A 16,742-nucleotide genomic window follows, 5' to 3' on the forward strand; every position below is an offset into this window, starting at 1 on the left:
AGGCGATGTCGCCGCCGTTACACCGTCTCGGGGGATTGACCGGGCCCGGCCGTGAGCTCTCGCAGGCGCTCGGCGAGGCCGGTCGCCCGCTGCGCGCGCCGCTGGACGGCGGCCCGCACCGCGGCCTCGGTGCCCACCACCCGCACGTGCTTCTCGGCACGGGTGATGGCGGTGTAGAGCAGCTCGCGGGTCAGCAGCCGCGACGCCTCCTCGGGCAGCAGCACGGTGACGCGCTGCGCCTGGCTGCCCTGGCTCTTGTGGATCGTCATCGCGTGCATCGTCTCGACGGCGTCGAGGCGGGCCGGGGCGAGGTCGCGCAGGGACGCCGACCCCGAGACCCAGGCGCGCAGCCGACCGTCGGCGTCGGCCACGGCCACCCCGGTCTCGCCGTTGTAGACGTCGAGCGCGTAGTCGTTGCCGGTGATCAGCAGCGGGCGGCCGACGTACCACTCGCCGGTGACCGGCTGCCCGGTGCGCTCGGCCAGCCACCGCTCGACGAGCCGGTTCCAGTGCCGGACGCCGAACGGTCCCTCGCGGTGGGCGCACAGCAGCCGGTGCTGGTCGAGCCTCTCGATGGCCTCGGTGGCCCGGCCGGCGAGGGCGTGCTCGCGCACCGCGATCGCGGTGTCGACCAGGTCGTCGCGCAGCGCCTTCTCGGCCACGTCGGGCTGGTCGGCCTCCACGAAGTCGACCTCGGGGCCGCCTCGCCGCAGCAGCCGCACCGCCTCGTCGGCGTCGCCGGCGCGCACGGCCTCGGCCAGGGCCTGGATGTCCTGCTCGGAGCGGTGGTTCACGACCAGCGAGGCCACCGGGCCCGACGGCCCGGAACCCGACGGCCCGGAGCCCGACAGCCCGGCCCCCGGGGCCTCGAAGCCGCGGACGACGTCGCCGAGCACCGCGCCCGCGCCGACCGACGTCAGCTGACCGGGGTCGCCGACGAGGACCAGGCGGGTGGTGGGGCGCAGCGACTCGAGCAACCGGGCCACGAGGGTCAGCTCGACCATCGAGCTCTCGTCGACGACCACCACGTCGTACTTGAGCCGGTTGCCGCGGTCGTGGCGGAAGCGCGTGCTGTTGTCGGGCCGCCAGCCGAGGAGCCGGTGCAGGGTGAGGGCGTCGGGGTGGCTGGCGCGGTCGACCAGGTCGGTGAAGTCGGCCAGCTCGGCGGGGGCGAGACGCCGGGCGTGGTCGTCCTCCTCGTCGGCGCTGAGCATCCGGGCGAGCTCGGTGGCCACCGCCTCGTTCAGGCGGGTCACCGCCTTGCCGGTGAAGGCGGCCAGCGCGACCGTGGGCCGCTGACCGCGCGCCCGTGCCTGGGCGGCGAGCAGCACCAGCAGCCGGGCGACCGTGGTGGTCTTGCCGGTGCCCGGACCGCCGGTGAGCACGGTGGTGGACTGCCGCACGGCGCGCTCGGCGGCCGTCTGCTGCTCCGGGCTGAAGTGGGCGCCCTGCACGAGGGCGAGCGCGGAGGCGAGCGCCGCCTCGTCGACCTCGGGCGGCGCGGCGGCGACCCGCGCGGCGAGGTCGTCGGCCACCTGCACCTCGAGGCGGTGGTAGCGGTCGAGGTAGAGCAGCGGGGCGTCCCACCGCAGCACGCCCGCCTCGACCAGCCGGGAGCCGGCGACGGCCGTGCGCCACTGCGCGGCGTCGGGCCAGGGCAGGTCGGCGTCGGGAGCGAGGTCGGGCACGGCGTCGAGGTCGACGCACACCGAGCCCGAGCGGACGCCGCGCACGGCCAGCGCCACGGCGAGCAGCACCCGTGGGTCGGACTCGTCGCCGAGCCGCCCGACCCGCTGCGCCACGTGGACGTCGGCCGCCTCGAGCACGCCTGCGGTGTTGAAGTCGGCGAGCAGTCCCTCGGCACGTCGGGCGAGGCGGCGGTCGAGGTCGGGCCACGGCTCGAGCACCGGTCCGGGGGTGAGGCTCATCGGGCACCTCCGTCGAGCAGGTCGGAGACGGCCTCGAGCAGCGCCACCGGCGGGTGCCACGAGAACACCCCGCACGGCCGCCCGTCGACCACGGGCGTCGCGGGCCCGCACAGCCCGCGCAGGTAGAGGTAGAGGACGCCGCCGACGTGGCGCGCGGGGTCGTAGCCGGGCTGGCGCCAGCGCAGGAACCGGTGCAGCACCACGGCGTACAGCAGCGCCTGCAACGGGTAGTCGGAGTGGCCCATCGCGGCGTCCAGCGCCTCGGGCCGGTAGGCCAGCGCGGTCAGCGGCGTCTCGCGCGGGCCGAGCCAATTGGTCTTGTAGTCGACGACCAGGTAGCGCGGGTCGCCCTCGGGACCGTCGGGCCGCAGCCGCAGCACGACGTCGACCGAGCCCGTCAGGTAGCCGAGCAGCGGCTGGTCACCGAGCGCGGGGACGTCGAGCGCGTCGGCGTAGCCACGCACCGGGTCGTCGTCGGGCAGGTGGGCCCGCAGCAGCGGGGCGAGGTCGCCGAGCCGCGCCGAGCCGGCGCCGGGATGGCCGGCGAGATCGCCACCGGCCAGCGGCAGCTCGAAGTCGAGCTCGCGCAGCCGGTCGCGCAGCCCGAGGTCGCGCAGCGTGACGTCGTCGGCCGCCGGGCCGAGCGGCGTGTCGCACACCGCGACCAGCGCCTCGACGAGCACGTCGGGGTCGAGATCGACCGGCCACCACGTCAGCTGCTCGGCCACGTGGCGCGCCAGCTCGGCGCGCAGGTCGGGTGCGTGGGGGTCGGCGTGCTCGAGGACGGCGTGCACGAGCGAGCCGAAGGTCGCGCCCACCGGCAGCGACGCCATCGGCGAGGGGACGTCGACCACCCCGGCGCCGTCGTCCGGGAGGGCAGAGCCGGCGGCCACGGCCTCGTCGGCGCCGTCGGGCTCGTCGTCCTTGGCCTGCACCTCGGGCTCGCTCCCGACGTCGGCCGGCCCGGCGACCTCGACGGCGCTGAGGGCCGAGTAGGAGGTGCGGCGCCAGGCGGTGTCGACCTCGCGGCCGAAGGCGCGCACCGACAGCTCGCCCACCGGCTCGACCACGGCGCCCGGGGCGAGCGGGATCTCGTCCCAGATCTCCGGCCGGGGTCCGCCGCGGTCGCGCCAGGCGGCGAAGCGCGGGCCCAGGTCGGCGTCGGAGGGCACGGCCGGCGCCTCGGGCACCGCCGGGCTGCCGGGCTCGCGCATGAGCAGCCGGTGCAGCGGCGACGGGGCGGCGTTCTTGGTGGGCGCCCACCAGCACACCACCTGCGACTGGGCGCGGGTGATGGCCACGTAGAGCAGCCGCAGCCACTCGCCGGCCTCCTCGGCGGCGTTGCGCGCGCAGTGGTCGGCCCACCCCTCCCCACCGGCACCGACGTTGCGGCAGCGGACGCCGTCGGCGTCGTGGAACAGCGGCCGCGTCGGCGCGCCGACGTAGCGGTCGGCGAGCGAGGGCAGGTAGACGACCGGGTACTCCAGCCCCTTGCTGGCGTGGATCGTGACCAGCTGCACGGCCGCGGCGTCGGAGTCGAGCCGACGGGTGCGCTCGCTGGTGCGCCGCGCCCGGCCCTCGCGCACCTGGGTGCGCAGCCAGCCCAGCAGCGAGACCAGGCCGAGCCGCTCGTTCTGGGCGACCTCGTGCAGCGCCTCGCCCACGTGGCGCAGGTCGGTGAGCCGGCGGTCGCCGCCCACCTCGGCGAGCACCCGCTCGGTCAGGCCCGCGGCACCGGCCGCCTCGAGGACGGCGGCCACCCCGCGCCGGGCGACGAGGTCGACCCAGCGGCGCAGCGTCTCGGCGACGTCGTCGGTGACGCGGTCGCCGCCCTCGTCGAGCTCGCGGGCGGTGAGCCCGACGAAGCAGGTGAGCGCGGCCCCGCGGACCCGCGGTGCGCGGTGGGGCTGCTCGAGCGCCTCGAGGAGCGTCAGCCACTCGACCGCGGCGGGCGTGGCGAAGACGCTGCCGCCGCCGGCGATGACGGCCGGCACCCCGACCTCGTGCAGGGCGGCCTGGGCGTCGGCGAGGTCCTGGTGGCGGTAGCAGATGACGGCGACGTCGCGGGGCACGAGCGGCCGGCCCTCGAAGGTGGCGTCGGAGGCGAGCAGGCGACGGACGTCGAGGGCGAGGTCGCGGGCGATCCACGGCCGCGTCTGCTTCACCGTCGGCATCGCGGACGGTCGGACGCCGAGGTCGGCGCGGCGCACGACCCGCAGCCGCAGCGGCGCCGCGACGGGGGCGCCGCGCAGCCGGCTCTCGGCGTGGTGGGCGGTGACCGGCCGCACCACGATGCGCTCGTCGCCGAGCTCGGCGCCGGCCAGCAGCTCTTGGAAGGCGGTCAGCAGCCCGGCGTCGGAGCGGCGGTTGACCGCGAGGGTCTGCTGCCGGGCGCCCGCGCCCGCGGTGAGGTAGGTGACGACGTCACCGCCGCGGAAGGCGTAGATGGCCTGCTTGGGGTCGCCGATCAGCACCATCGTGGCGACGCCGCTGAACGCGCGGTCGAGCACCTGCCACTGCGTCGGGTCGGTGTCCTGGAACTCGTCGACCAGCACGATGCGCCACCGCTCGCGCATGCGCACCCGCGCCGGGGAGTCGGGGTCCTCCAGCGCGTCGGCGAGCTGGATGAGCAGGTCGTCGTAGGACAGGATGCCGAGCCGCCGCTTGCGCACGTCGACCTCGGCCCGCACCTTCTCGGCGAACGCGACGCGGCGTCCGGCGGGGGTGGTGCGGTCGGCGCCGGCCGGCTCGAGGCGGGCGCGCGGGTCGCCGACGGCGTCGCGGGCGATGGCCAGCGCCTCGGCGTGGGCGAACGGGGGCGGGGCGTCGTCGGCGGCGAAGGCGAACGCGCGCAGGTAGAGGTCGTCGACCACCTCGGCCACGAGGTCGTCGAGGTCCTCGACGAGCCGGGCCTTGGCGTCGGTGTCGCCCGCCACCCCGAGGGAGTCGAGCACCAGGGAGCAGAACTGGTGGGTGGTGGCGATGGTGGCGCCGTCGAAGCCGGCGAGGGCGTCGGCCACGCGGCGGTGGCGCACGGCGCGGTCGGCGTCGGCGAGCGGGCCGCCGTCGTCGTCCTCGAGCAGCAGGGCCAGCAGCTCGGAACCCTCGGCGGACGCCGTCTCGTCACCGCCCAGCAGCCGCTCGGCCTCGACCAGCTGCGCCCGCACCCGCTCGCGCAGCTCGTGGCTGGCGGCGCGGCCGAAGGTGACCACGAGCATCTCGTCGAGGGTGGCGCGACCCTCGGCGACCCAGCGGGTGACAAGGGCGCCGATGGTCCAGGTCTTGCCGGTGCCGGCGCTGGCCTCGAGCAGGGTGGTGGTGCCCGGCTCGGGCAGCGGGTCGCGGACGGAGAACGGCGCGAGCGGCCCGTCGACGAGCTCGGCGTCCGTGGTGCTCGTGCTCATAGCGGTCCCACCTTCTCGCCGCGGGTGAGCAGCGGCTCCCAGACCTGCCAGGCGTGGTCGGGCAGGCCGGCGTCGAGCAGCCGGGACAGCGGGGCGTGCTCGCCGAAGCACCGCTGGTGGTGCGGGTCGTCGTCCTCGTTGGTGATGCCGTAGGCGTTGTGGGGGTCGGTGACCCACTCGCGGGCGGCGGTGACCGCGGGATCGACGCCCTCGCCGGCGAGCTGGCGGGCGCGGCCCTCGGCCCAGGCCGCGGCGGTGGCGACCGGCAGCGGCAGCGGGCGGGTGAGGCCGAGGTCGCGCAGGCCGACCAGGGTGCGCAGCCAGTCGAGCGCGCGGTGGTCGAGCGGACCACTGAGCGCCCGCTTCGGGCCCGCCCGCTCGCGGCCCACGGCGTGGGAGGTGAAGCTCTCGTCGGGGTGCCCGGCGCTGAGGGCGAGCAGGTCGATCCAGGTCAGCAGCCGCAGCCGGGCTTTGAGGCGCGAGTAGCCGAGCGTGACCAGACGGCTGCCGTGGACGCCGGTGACCGTGCCGGTGAGGCGGCGTCCGTCGCCCAGGTCGACGTCGACGTCGATGGCACGGGGCTCGCCCGTGCGCAGGTCGGCGGTGCGGGCGATGAGCTTGTGGCACTCCTCGACGACGCCGGTGAGCGCGCCGATGCCGAGCCGGCCGGGCGGCAGCGTGCCCTTCAGCTGCTCGGCGAGCATCACCGCCTCGGCGTCGGCGCCGGCCACCAGCTCGCGCACGAGGTGGTCGCCCACCTGCCACTTCTGCAGGCCGTCGAGCTCGACCGGGATGGCGTCGTCGAGCTCGTCGGGCTCGAGCGGCGTGGCGACCTCGAGCCGCTGCCGCAGGAAGGCGCGCGAGGGGTGGGAGAAGAACGCCTTGAGGTCGGCGAGCGAGACGTCGGCGGCGGGCGCCGGGGAGAGCGTGCCCTCGAGCAGCGGCGGGGGCGGCACCCGCTCGGCGACCGCGGCCCGGGCCCCGGCCAGCGCGGCGCGGTCGAAGCTGAACGGCCGCGGGTCGGCCTCGACCAGCGCCCCGGGGCGCAGGTTGCGGGGGTCGTAGGGCTGCAGCGGGTGACGCACCAGCACGTGGTCGCGCACGGGTTCGGCGAGCGTGCGGTCGGCGGCGTCGAGCAGCTCGCCCAACGGGACGGCGGGCGGCCGGGTGGCGCCGGACTGCTCGTTGGCGCCGGTGTAGGTGACCACCACGCGCTCGGTGGCCGCGAGGAGGGCGTCGAGCAGCAGCTGGCGGTCCTCGCTGCGGGCGTCGCGCTCGCCGGTGAGCGGGTGGCGGGCGAGCACGTCGTCGCCGTCGGGGACGACCGTGCGCGGGAAGACGCCGTCGTCGAGGCCGACCAGGCACACCACCCGGTGCGGCACCGAGCGCATCGGCACCAGCGTGGCGACGGTGAGCGAGCCGGTGCGGAAGTTGGCGCGCGTGGGGCGCCCCGCCAACCGGGAGTCGAGCAGCGAGCGGACGTCGGCCAGCCGCAGCGCGACCGGCGCCTCGCCCTCCCCCGAGACGCCCGCGGTGGCCGAGGCCCGCGCCAGCTCGCGCTCGAGCTGCGGCAGCTGCCAGGCGTCGTCGGTGCCGACCTCGGTGAGGGCGCGGACGCCGTCGGCCAGCGCCGTCATCCACGCCGCGACGTCGACGGCGGCGTCGAGGCTCTCGACGCAGGCCGCGACCCGGTCGACGAGCTCGGCGAGGCGCCCGGCGAGGTCGACGTCGCCGCTGCCGACGTCGTCGAGCGGCAGGCCGCGGCCGAGGTGGCGGTGGTCGTCACCGCTCATGGCGACGCCGAGCAGCACGCGGTCGAGGCCCGAGCGCCAGGTGTTGTGCTCGAAGCGCTGCATGTCGAACCGGGCGCGCTGGGAGGCGTCGAGCCCCCAGCGGACGCCGGCCTGCGCCACCCACCGGGCGACGCGGTCGAGGTCGTCGTCGCTGAAGCCGAAGCGGCGGCGCACGGCCGGCGCCGCGGCGAGGTCGAGCACCGCCGAGGCCTCGACCCGGCCGCCGGCCAGGCCGACGAGGTCACGCGCGACGGCGAGCAGCGGGTTGGTGCTGGTGAGGGCACGGTCGGCGAGCCGCACCCGCAGCCGGTGCGCGGGGTGGCCGGCGTCGGCGCGCTCGCCCGGCCGGGCCTCGACGACGTCGGCGAGGCCGAACCCGGCCGAGACCAGCGGCGCGAAGGTCTCGATGTCGGGGCACATCACGAGGATGTCGCGGGGCTGCAGCGTGGGGTCGTCATCCAGCAGGCCGACCAGCACCTCGCGCAGCACCTCGACCTGGCGGGCCGGGCCGTGGCAGGCGTGCACCTGCAGGCTGCGGTCGTCGGGCGCGAGGGTGCGGTGGGCCCGCTCGGCGGCGGTGGGCGCGTGGTTGGCGCGCAGGTCGTGCTGCAGCCGGCCGAGCAGCGTCGCCGGCTCGGACTGCGGCGCCGGCGGGACGACGTCGTGGTCGGTGAGCGGGACGGCGAGCGAGCGCCGCAGCTCGCGGGTGTCGCGGCCCAGCGAGGCCAGCAGCGGGTGCCCGACGACGTCGGCCGAGCGGTCGTCGGCCCGCGGAACCGGACCGGCGGGCCCGGGCGGGCCCGGGAGGTCGGCGAGCGCCGTCCACAGCGCGGCCGACGGCTGCGGCAGCCACAGGTGGACGTCGCGGTGGGAGGCGAGCGCCTGCAGCAGCTCGACCTCGGTGGCGGCGAGCCGGGTGTGGCCGAAGAGCGAGAGCCGGCCGGGGAGGTCGAGGGTGGGGTCGTCGGCGAGGAGACGCTCGACGGTGCGGCGGTGGCGGACGTCGGGTGGCTCGGCGCCGTGCTGGTCGGCGACCCGCGCGACGAGGCGCCGCCACAGCTCGGCCTGCCAGACCAGGTCGGCGGGCAGGCCGGTGCCGGTGCCGGTGCCGGTGCCGTCGGTGTCGTGGCCCTCACGCCAGGCCGTCACCAGGCCCGGCCGCTGGGTGGCGTAGTCGGCCATCAGCCCGGCGAGGCGCCGGGCCACCGACCAGCGCCGGTCGCGCCGGAGCGCGGCGCCGTCGGGGTCGTCGTGGCCGTGGCCGAGGTGGCGCGAGAGCGCCTCGCACCACGGCTCGCCGAGCGAGGCGTCGATGGTGGCGAGCAGCGGCCAGACCAGCCGCTCGGGGTGCCACACGTCGTCGCGGTCGCGGTCGAGCAGCAGCGCCACGAGCGAGCCGGGGGTGAGGAACCGCACGCCCGCGCACACGCCGTCCCCGCCGCGCGGGCCGACGCCGAGCCGGTGCGAGAGCCGCTGGGTGAGCCACCGCTCGACCCCCTTCGCCGGCACCACCACGACCTCCTCGGCGAAGGGGTCGGCCAGCGGCACCGCGAGCAGCTCGCCGAGGGCGTCGGCGAGCTGGTCGGTGCGCGGGGCGCGGTGCAGGTGGAGGGCCATCGGCGACGACCCTAGAGGCGGCGTCCGACACCGGGTCCGGTCCGGGCCGGATCGCACAAGTTACGCGTCGCGGCGGCGGACCGTCGTCCAGGCGAGCAGGCACACCGCGGCGACCTCGAGGGCGAAGACGCCGAAGCCGTTCCAGGCGTCGAGGAGGTTCGGGTTGAACGGCACGGGGCTGGCGATGGCGCCGCCGGCGTTGCCGGGCATCAGCTTCTCGAGCCACTCCCCCACCGTGCCGGGCACGAGCATCACCATGTTGCCGACCACCAGCAGCACGGCCAGCACCAGCGAGATCGTGCCCGCGGTGTGGCGCACCACGAACCCGACGGCGGCGGTGAGCAGTCCGATGCCGGCGACGTACAGGCCGCTGCCGACGATCGCGCGCAGCACGTCACCTTCGAGCGCCATCCCGATGCCCTCGCGGTCGAGGAACCAGTTGCCGCCGAGGTAGCCGAGCAGCGCGGTGACGGTGCCGACGACGAGCAGCAGCCCGGTGACCAGCACGGCCTTGGCGGCCATCACGGTGCCGCGCCGCGGGACGGCGGCGAAGGTGCTGCGCACCATGCCGGTGGCGTACTCGCTGGTGACCACGAGCGCGCCGAGGACGACGGCGCACACCGGCGCCAGCAGCATCCCCCAGGTGATGAACGAGCCGGGCGACTCGTCGGCGTCGCCGCTGGCCAGCCACTCGGCGTTGAGCGCGCAGATCAGGACGGTGAGGCCGGCGCCGAGCAGCACGAACGCGGCGAGGGTCCAGCCGGTGGAGCGCACCGTGCGCAGCTTGATCCACTCGGCGTGCAGGGCGGCGCCGAAGCCCACCCGGGGCAGGTCGGGGACGCCGTCGGCGTGGGTCTGCTCCGGGGCGAGGGTGGCGGTCATCGGGTGGCTCCTTCGAGCTCGGTCTGGGCGTGGTACTCGACCGCGTCGGCGGTGAGGGTCATGAAGGCGTCCTCGAGCGAGGCGCTGACCAACGTCAGCTCGTGCAGCACCCGACCGTCGCGCGCCGCGGCCTCGCCCACCTCGGGCGCGCTGAGCCCGGTGACGCGCAGCTCGGCGGCCGAGCCGGAGCCCTCACGGACGACGTCCGCGCCCTGGCGCTGCAGCAGCCGACCGAGGTCGTCGAGGGACGGCGCCTTGACCCGCACGTAGGACGCCGCGTGCTCGGCCATGAACGCGGGCACCGAGCAGTCGGCGAGGATCCGGCCGCGGCCGATGACCAGCAGGTGGTCGGCCATGAGCGCCATCTCGCTCATCAGGTGGCTGGAGACGAAGACCGTGCGGCCCTCGTCGGCGAGGCGACGGGCGAGGCCGCGCACCCAGCGGATGCCCTCGGGGTCGAGTCCGTTGACCGGCTCGTCGAGGACGACGACCGGCGGGTCGCCGAGCAGGGCGGCGGCGATGCCGAGGCGCTGGCCCATGCCGAGGCTGAACCGGCCCACCCGCTGGCCCGCGACGGCGTCCAGGCCGACCAGCTCGAGCACCTCGCCGACGCGGGTGTGGGGGATGCCGTTGCTGGCGGCGAGCCAGCGCAGGTGGTCGCGGGCGCTGCGGCCGGGGTGCAGCGCGCCGGCCTCGAGCAGCGCGCCGATCTCGCGCAGCGGCGCGGGGCTGTCGGCGTAGCGGTGGCCGTTCACGCTGACCGTGCCGGACGTCGGCGCGTCGAGGCCGAGGACCATCCGCATCGTCGTCGACTTGCCGGCGCCGTTGGGGCCGAGGAAGCCGGTGACGCGGCCGGGCAGCACGGTGAAGTCGATGCCGTCGACGGCGGTCCGGCCCTCGGAGCCGCGTGGGCCGGGGAAGCGCTTGGTGAGGGCGTGGGCTCTGATCGTCATGGCCCTCAGCCTGTCGACGGACCGCCCCGGCCGGCATCGGGGAGCGACCCTGGGGTGTCCCCGGGGTGGGGTCTCGGGGTCGGAATCGGGGTCGGGGTGGCGGGCCGGCGGGGTGGCCCGGGGCGGCGGTGACCCAGTTCCCGTTCGAGCCACCGATCCGGTCACCAGCTCACCGTTGCCCCGACCCAGCCCGGAGCGGCGGTGACCCAGTTCCCGTTCCGGCCACCGATTCGGTCACCAGCTCACCGCTCCCCCCACCCAGCCCAGGACGGCGGTGACCCAGTTCCCGTTCCGACCACCCGTTCGGTCACCAGCTCACCGCCCCCCCACCCAGCCCGGGACGGCGGTGACCCAGTTCCCGTTCCGGCCACCGATTCGGTCACCAGGTCACCGCTCCCCCGACCCAAGCCGCCCCAGCGGTGCACCAGCCACCGTCCTCACCCGCGAAACCGTGGGCCACGCACCGCCCCACCAACCCGGCCCACGCGGCGGTGCACCAGCCACCGTCCTCGGCGCCGGAACCGTGGCCCACGCACCGCCCCACCAACCCGGCCCACGCGGCGGTGCACCAGCCACCGTCCTCGGCGCCGGAACCGTGGCCCACGCACCGCTCCCCCGACCCGACCCACTCGCCGCCCACTCGCCGCCCACTCGCCGCCCACTCGCCGCCCACTCGCCGCCCACTCGCCGCCAGGGGTGACTCGCCCCGCCACCACCCTCGGCACGATCGGGGCGTGGCGTTGACCGGGGCCGTGCTGGCCGTCCTGCTCGCGGTGGTAATGGCGAGCTCGGCGGTGGCCAAGCTGCGGCGTCAGCCCGACGTGGAGGAGAGCCTCGACCGGGCCGAGGTGGCGCGGCCGCTGCGGCCGGTGCTGGCCGGGGTCGAGCTGGTGGGCTCGCTGGGGTTGGTGGCCGGCATCTGGGTGCGCTGGGCGGGCGTCGCGGCGGCGGTCGGGTTCTTCGTCTACTTCGTGCTCGCGATCGTCGCGCACCTGCGCGCCGGTGAGATCCGGGGCGTCAGCGTCCCGTTCGTGCTCGCCCTGATCGCCGGCGCGACCGCGCTGCTGTGGGGCACCGAGGCCGCCTGAGCGGGGCATGATCGGGTCATGCCGCCCGAGCCCCACCGCCTGAGCCGTGCCGAGGCCCGCCGGGTCGCCGTCCGGGCGCAGCTGCTCACCGCCGACCGGCCGGACGACGTCCTCGACGTCGTGCGGCACCTCACCTGCGTGCAGCTCGACCAGACCGCCGCGGTCGCGCCGAGCGCCGACCTCGTGATGTGGAGCCGCCTCGGCGGCGGCTACGACCCCGCCGAGCTGGCCGACCTGCTCGACACCCAGCAGCTGATCAGCCTGCACAACCTCGCCCGCCCCGCCGAGGACCTCGCCCTGCACCGCGCCGAGATGGCGCGCTGGCCCGGCCCGCAGCCGTGGAAGCCCTGGCAGCAGGGGCTGGTCGACTGGGTCGCGGCCAACGACGCCTTCCGCCGCGAGCTGCTCGAGGCGCTGCGCGGCGACGGCCCGCTGCCGGCGTCCGAGCTGCCGGACGGCGCGCTCGTGCCGTGGCCCTCGAGCGGCTGGAACAACGACAAGAACGTCAAGATGATGCTGGTCCAGCTCGTCGAGCGCGGCGAGGTCGCGGCGTCCGGGCGGGGCGGCGTCCGCGGGCGCGAGACGCTGTGGGACCTCGCCGAGCGGGTGCACCCCGACGACCCCGTGCCCGACCCCGACGACGCGCGGCGCGAGCGCGACGCCCGCCGGCTGGCCGCCCTCGGGATCGCCCGCGGCCGGGCCGCGCAGACCCCGCTCGAGCCCAACGACGTCGGCGAGGCCGGCGAGCCGGCGGTGGTGGACGGCGTCAAGGGCACCTGGCGGGTCGACCCCCGCCGGCTCGACGCCGCGCAGCCCGACGGCACCGACGGCACCGACGGCTTCCGCGGCCGCGCCGCGCTGCTCTCGCCCCTCGACCGGCTGGTCGCCGATCGCAAGCGCCTCACCGAGCTCTTCGAGTGGGAGTACTACCTGGAGATGTACAAGCCGGTGGCGAAGCGGCGGTGGGGCTACTGGGCGCTGCCGGTGCTGGTCGGCGACCGGTTCGTCGGCAAGCTCGACGCCACCGCCGACCGCGCCGAGGGTGTGCTGCGGGTCGACGCCCTGCACCGCGACGAGCCGTGGGACGCCGCCACCGAGGACGCCGTCCGCGCCGAGGTCGACGCCCTGGCCGCCTGGCTGCGGCTCGAGGCGTGGGGGCCCGGCCTCGACCGGTCGGGGTGAGCCGTCAGGCGTCGTCGTCCATGGCGGCGACGAAGTCGCGCTTGACCTCGCGCCACGCCTCGTCGGTCATGGTGCGCCGCCAGTAGGGCGAGCACGACATGTCGGCGCGCGCCAGGCCGCGCTCGGCCAGCAGGTGCCGGCGGACGGCGCGGACCTCGTCGGCCTCGCCGTGCACGAAGGCGTGCACCCGGCCCGCGGGGAAGTCGATCGCGGCCGTCGCCTCGGCCAGCAGCTCGGTGCCGTCGCCGTCCGCGCTCTCGCGGTGCAGCCAGGCGAGGTCGAGGTCGGCCTCGGTGAGCAGCTCGACCTCGTGCGACGGCGAGTCGCACACCAGCCGGACGACGGCCGGCCGCCCCGCGGGCACGACCTCGAGCGCCGCGGCGATGGCGGGCAGCGCCGACTCGTCGCCGAGCATCAGGTGCCAGTCGGCGTCGGGGTCGGGCGTGTAGCCGCTGCCGGGCCCCTCGAAGACCAGGACGTCGCCCGGTCGCGCCGCGGCCGCCCACGGGCCTGCGACGCCGGTGTCGCCGTGGACGACGAAGTCGATGGCCAGGCGCCGCGCGTCGGCGTCCCACCAGCGCACGGTGTAGCGGCGGCGGGCGGGCCACACCTCGCGGGGGTGCTCCTCGCGCACCTGCCGCGGGTCGAAGACGGGACCGTACGGCGCCCCGGACGACGGCAGCGCGAGGTTGACGTAGGCGTCGGCGCCCTCGGTGGGCGGCGGCGGCGCGAACCCGTCGAGTCCGCTGCCGCCGAGCACCACCCGCACCAGGCCGGGGGTCAGCAGCTCGGTCGACTCCACCACTCCGTGCATGCGATCGAGGCTAGCCCCGCCCCACGACCGGCCCCCCGAGCGGCCCCGGGCGGGCCGGGCGTCAGAGCGCCTTGAACTTCTCGTCGGCGCGACGCCGCTCCTCCTCGAGCTGCTCGACGGCCTCGGGCTTGCCGTGGAAGCGGCGCCACGAGTAGACGATCAGCGCGAGCGCGATGCCGGCCGAGAGGATGAGCGTGATGCCGGCCCACATGCCGCCGGGCAGCCAGGTCCAGTCGGGCAGCGGCCACCAGCCGGGCTGGGCGGGGTCGAGGATCCAGAACACGCCGCAGGCGACGAGGAAGGCGACGCCGGCGCACGACATCACCGTGCGGGGCACGGTCTCGACGCTCTCGGCGGCGCCCTTGAGCGCGCGGAACTTCACCGGGTCGAGCCGCTTCTCGGCCCACTCGTACTGCTGCGAGAGCACCGCCAGGCCGGCGAAGATCATCAGCAGCCCGGGCCCCGGGAGGATCAGCCCCGCGATGCCGGCGACCAGCAGCAGCCAGCCCAGGGCCTCGAGTCCGACCCGCTTCGCCGCCTTCATGGCGTCATGGTCCCAGACGGGTGGTGGGGGTGCGACGGATCGGCCCGATCGCCCTCAGCGCGTCCCGTACCCCGTCGCGGCGTCGTGGACGGCGCGCAGGTACTCGCTCGACTGGTTGTAGGCCCACAGGCCCGCCGTCCACCCGTCGCTGGTCGCGAGGTCCCCGCCGCGCGCGCAGAGGTAGGCGGCGGCGGTCGCGGCGGCGTCGTCGAGGTCGGTGGGGTCGCGGACGCCGTCGCGGTCGCCGTCGACCGCCCACCGCGCCCACGTCTCGCCGATGAACTGCATGGGGCCGACGGCGTGGTCCCAGGTGGGGTCGCCGTGCCAGCGCACGAACCCCGGCGCGGCGGGGATGGCGGCGAACGGGCCCGCGCCGTCGAGCGCCGGGCCGAGGATCGTGGACGACGAGCGGCCGTCGGCGCGCAGCGTGCGCCCGCCGAGAGTGCCGTGGTGCGACTCGACCCACCCGACACCGGCGAGCGTCGTCCACCCGAGGCCGCAGCCGTCGGGCGCCGTCAGCTCGGCGCGGGCGTAGGCCCGCACGGCGGCCCGCGGGATGCCGGTGACCCGCGCGGTGCGCCGCACCCACGCCGGCACCAGCGTCGGCACCCCGGTGTCGTCGAGCTTCGGGACGACGCCCAGCGGCGGCGCCAGGGGCACCGAGAGCGGCGGGGTGCCGCCCGGCCCGGGCCGCAGGTCGGTGACCGGCACCGGGGCGTAGAGGGTGCGGTGGGCGAGCCAGCCCAGCCCGGCGACGGCGAGCACGGCGGCGAGCGCCAGCGCGACGGCGCGCGGCCGCACGTCCCTCACCTGTGCTCCCTCCGCGCTGCGTGACCTCCGGCGCGCTCCGACGGCCCCGCCCTGCCAGCCTCTAGTGTCGCGCCGTGACCCTCCTGCGGCCGGCGCGACGCGCGCGGACCGACCGCAGTCCGTTCGGGTCGCGGCTGCTCGGGCCCGCCGACCAGGGCGTGCGGGCCCTGCGGGTGCGGGTGCAGCTGCTGCTGACGGCGATGCTGGTGACCACCAACCTGGTGGGCGCGGGGGTGGTCTTCGCGATCTCGACGTTCGTCGTGCCGGCCGCCTCGCCGAGCCGCGGCACGGTGCTGGGGCTCGCGATCGGCGTCCCGGTCTACGTCGCGGCGGCGGTGGTGGTGGGCACCGTCTCGGGCACCACCACCACGCTGCGCGCCATGCGGTGGGCGTTGCGGGACGACGAGCCCACCCCCCTCGACCGCCGGCGCACGCTGCAGGTGCCGGTGCGGCTGACCCTGCTGCAGGTGGTGCTGTGGCTCGGCGCGGCGGTGGTCTTCACGAGCCTGGCGCTGACCCTGCAGCCCGAGCGCGCGGTCAGCACCGCGGCGGCCGTGGTGATCTCGGGGCTCGTGGTCGGTGCCGTCGCCTACCTGCTCGCCCAGTTCGTGATGCGGCCGCTGTCGGCGCGCGCTCTCGCCGGGGCGCCCCTGACCAGGCGGCCCCGCGGCGTCGGGATCGGCGTCCGCATGGTCGTCTTCTGGCTCGCCGGCACCGGGCTGCCGACCCTCGGGCTCGCTCTGGCCGCGATCCTCGCCCTCGCCGGCGTCGAGACCTCGACCACCAAGCTCGCCGTCACGATGCTGGTGCTCGGCGTGGTGGTGCTGGTCTTCGGCCTGCTCGTCACCGTGCTCAACGCGCGATCGGTGGTGGCGCCGGTGCTCTCGGTGCGTGACGCGCTGCTCGACGTCGAGCGCGGCGACCTCGAGCGCAGCGTGCCGGTCTACGACGGCACCGAGCTCGGGCTGCTGCAGGCCGGGTTCAACCAGATGGTCGACGGACTGCGCGAGCGCGAGCGCCTGCGCGACCTCTTCGGCCGCCACGTCGGGCGCGAGGTGGCCCGGGCGGCGGTCGACCGGGGCAGCGGCGTGGACGACGTCGAGCTCGGCGGCGAGACCCGCACCGCCACGGTGCTGTTCGTCGACCTCGTCGGCTCCACCACCTACGCCGTCGAGCACGGCCCGACCGAGGTGGTCGCCGTCCTCAACCGGTTCTTCGGCGTGGTCGTCGACGAGGTCGACCAGCGGCAGGGGCTGGTCAACAAGTTCGTGGGGGACGCCGTCCTCGCCGTGTTCGGGGCGCCGGTCGACCACGACGACCACGCCGCCGCCGCGCTGGCCGCCGCCCGCGCGATGGCCGGGCGGCTGGCCGAGGAGGTGCCCGAGCTCGAGGCGGGCATCGGCGTCGCCACCGGCGAGGTGGTGGCCGGCAACGTCGGGCACCGCAGCCGCTTCGAGTACACCGTCATCGGCGACGCCGTGAACTCCGCCGCCCGGCTCACCGACCTCGCCAAGGACCAGCCCGGCCGCGTGCTCGTGGCCCGGGCCAGCGTCGACGCCGCCGGCGCAGAGGCCGAGCACTGGCAGGCCGCGGACGACGTCGTCCTGCGGGGGCGCAGCGAGCCCACGCCCGTCTGCGTGCCGTCCGATGCGTCCGATGCGTCCGATGCGTCCGATGCGTCGGGCGCGGCGGGTTCGTCGGGTTTGTCGGGGGCGTCGTCCGGCTAG

Annotated in this window: 11 protein-coding genes; 3 read left to right on the forward strand and 8 right to left on the reverse strand. The window is 76.5% G+C overall.

Annotation, left to right across the window (positions count from 1 at the left end):
* Positions 1-17: 17 nt before the first annotated feature.
* From recD to ABEA04_RS20655, 5 genes are read right to left on the reverse strand one after another with little or no spacing between them, the layout of a single operon-like run.
* Entirely contained in the window at positions 18-1,928 is a 1,911-nt protein-coding gene (gene recD / locus ABEA04_RS20635) for an exodeoxyribonuclease V subunit alpha (RefSeq protein WP_345463362.1), read from the reverse strand.
* Complete coding sequence (locus ABEA04_RS20640) at positions 1,925-5,332, reverse strand: UvrD-helicase domain-containing protein (protein ID WP_345463365.1); 3,408 nt, start codon at positions 5,330-5,332, stop codon at positions 1,925-1,927. The genes recD and ABEA04_RS20640 overlap by 4 nt, the downstream gene beginning before the upstream one ends.
* Positions 5,329-8,742: an exodeoxyribonuclease V subunit gamma gene (recC, locus tag ABEA04_RS20645; RefSeq protein WP_345463368.1), complete on the reverse strand. Its 3,414-nt coding sequence runs from the start codon at positions 8,740-8,742 to the stop codon at positions 5,329-5,331. The genes ABEA04_RS20640 and recC overlap by 4 nt, the downstream gene beginning before the upstream one ends.
* Before the next feature lie 60 nt (positions 8,743-8,802).
* Complete coding sequence (locus ABEA04_RS20650) at positions 8,803-9,624, reverse strand: ABC transporter permease (protein WP_345463371.1); 822 nt, start codon at positions 9,622-9,624, stop codon at positions 8,803-8,805.
* Positions 9,621-10,577 (reverse strand): ABC transporter ATP-binding protein, encoded by a 957-nt coding sequence (locus ABEA04_RS20655; protein WP_345463374.1) that lies wholly within the window; start codon positions 10,575-10,577, stop codon positions 9,621-9,623. Before ABEA04_RS20655 ends, ABEA04_RS20650 begins: the two co-directional genes overlap by 4 nt.
* Before the next feature lie 734 nt (positions 10,578-11,311).
* On the opposite strand from ABEA04_RS20655, the gene ABEA04_RS20660 reads away from it, so the two are divergent.
* The gene (locus tag ABEA04_RS20660) at positions 11,312-11,665 is read left to right on the forward strand and encodes a DoxX family protein (RefSeq protein WP_345463377.1); all 354 of its coding nucleotides are present in this window, start codon (positions 11,312-11,314) and stop codon (positions 11,663-11,665) included.
* 18 nt (positions 11,666-11,683) lie between these two features.
* Complete coding sequence (locus tag ABEA04_RS20665) at positions 11,684-12,847, forward strand: DNA glycosylase AlkZ-like family protein (RefSeq protein ID WP_345463380.1); 1,164 nt, start codon at positions 11,684-11,686, stop codon at positions 12,845-12,847.
* 4 nt (positions 12,848-12,851) lie between these two features.
* Here ABEA04_RS20665 and ABEA04_RS20670 read toward each other — a convergent pair whose 3' ends face one another.
* The 3 genes from ABEA04_RS20670 to ABEA04_RS20680 form a co-directional block, all read right to left on the reverse strand.
* On the reverse strand, positions 12,852-13,661 hold the full coding sequence (locus ABEA04_RS20670; protein ID WP_345463383.1) for a siderophore-interacting protein: 810 nt from the start codon (positions 13,659-13,661) through the stop codon (positions 12,852-12,854).
* A 61-nt stretch (positions 13,662-13,722) separates the two neighbouring features.
* A complete protein-coding gene (locus ABEA04_RS20675) occupies positions 13,723-14,205 on the reverse strand; it encodes a PGPGW domain-containing protein (RefSeq protein WP_345463386.1) in 483 nt (160 codons plus the stop codon).
* 54 nt (positions 14,206-14,259) lie between these two features.
* Positions 14,260-15,015 (reverse strand): lytic murein transglycosylase, encoded by a 756-nt coding sequence (locus ABEA04_RS20680; protein WP_345463389.1) that lies wholly within the window; start codon positions 15,013-15,015, stop codon positions 14,260-14,262.
* A 74-nt stretch (positions 15,016-15,089) separates the two neighbouring features.
* Between ABEA04_RS20680 and ABEA04_RS20685 the strand changes: the two genes are divergently transcribed.
* A complete protein-coding gene (locus ABEA04_RS20685; RefSeq protein WP_345463392.1) occupies positions 15,090-16,742 on the forward strand; it encodes an adenylate/guanylate cyclase domain-containing protein in 1,653 nt (550 codons plus the stop codon).

Source organism: Nocardioides marinquilinus (genome assembly GCF_039543705.1).
GTDB lineage: Bacteria > Actinomycetota > Actinomycetes > Propionibacteriales > Nocardioidaceae > Nocardioides > Nocardioides marinquilinus.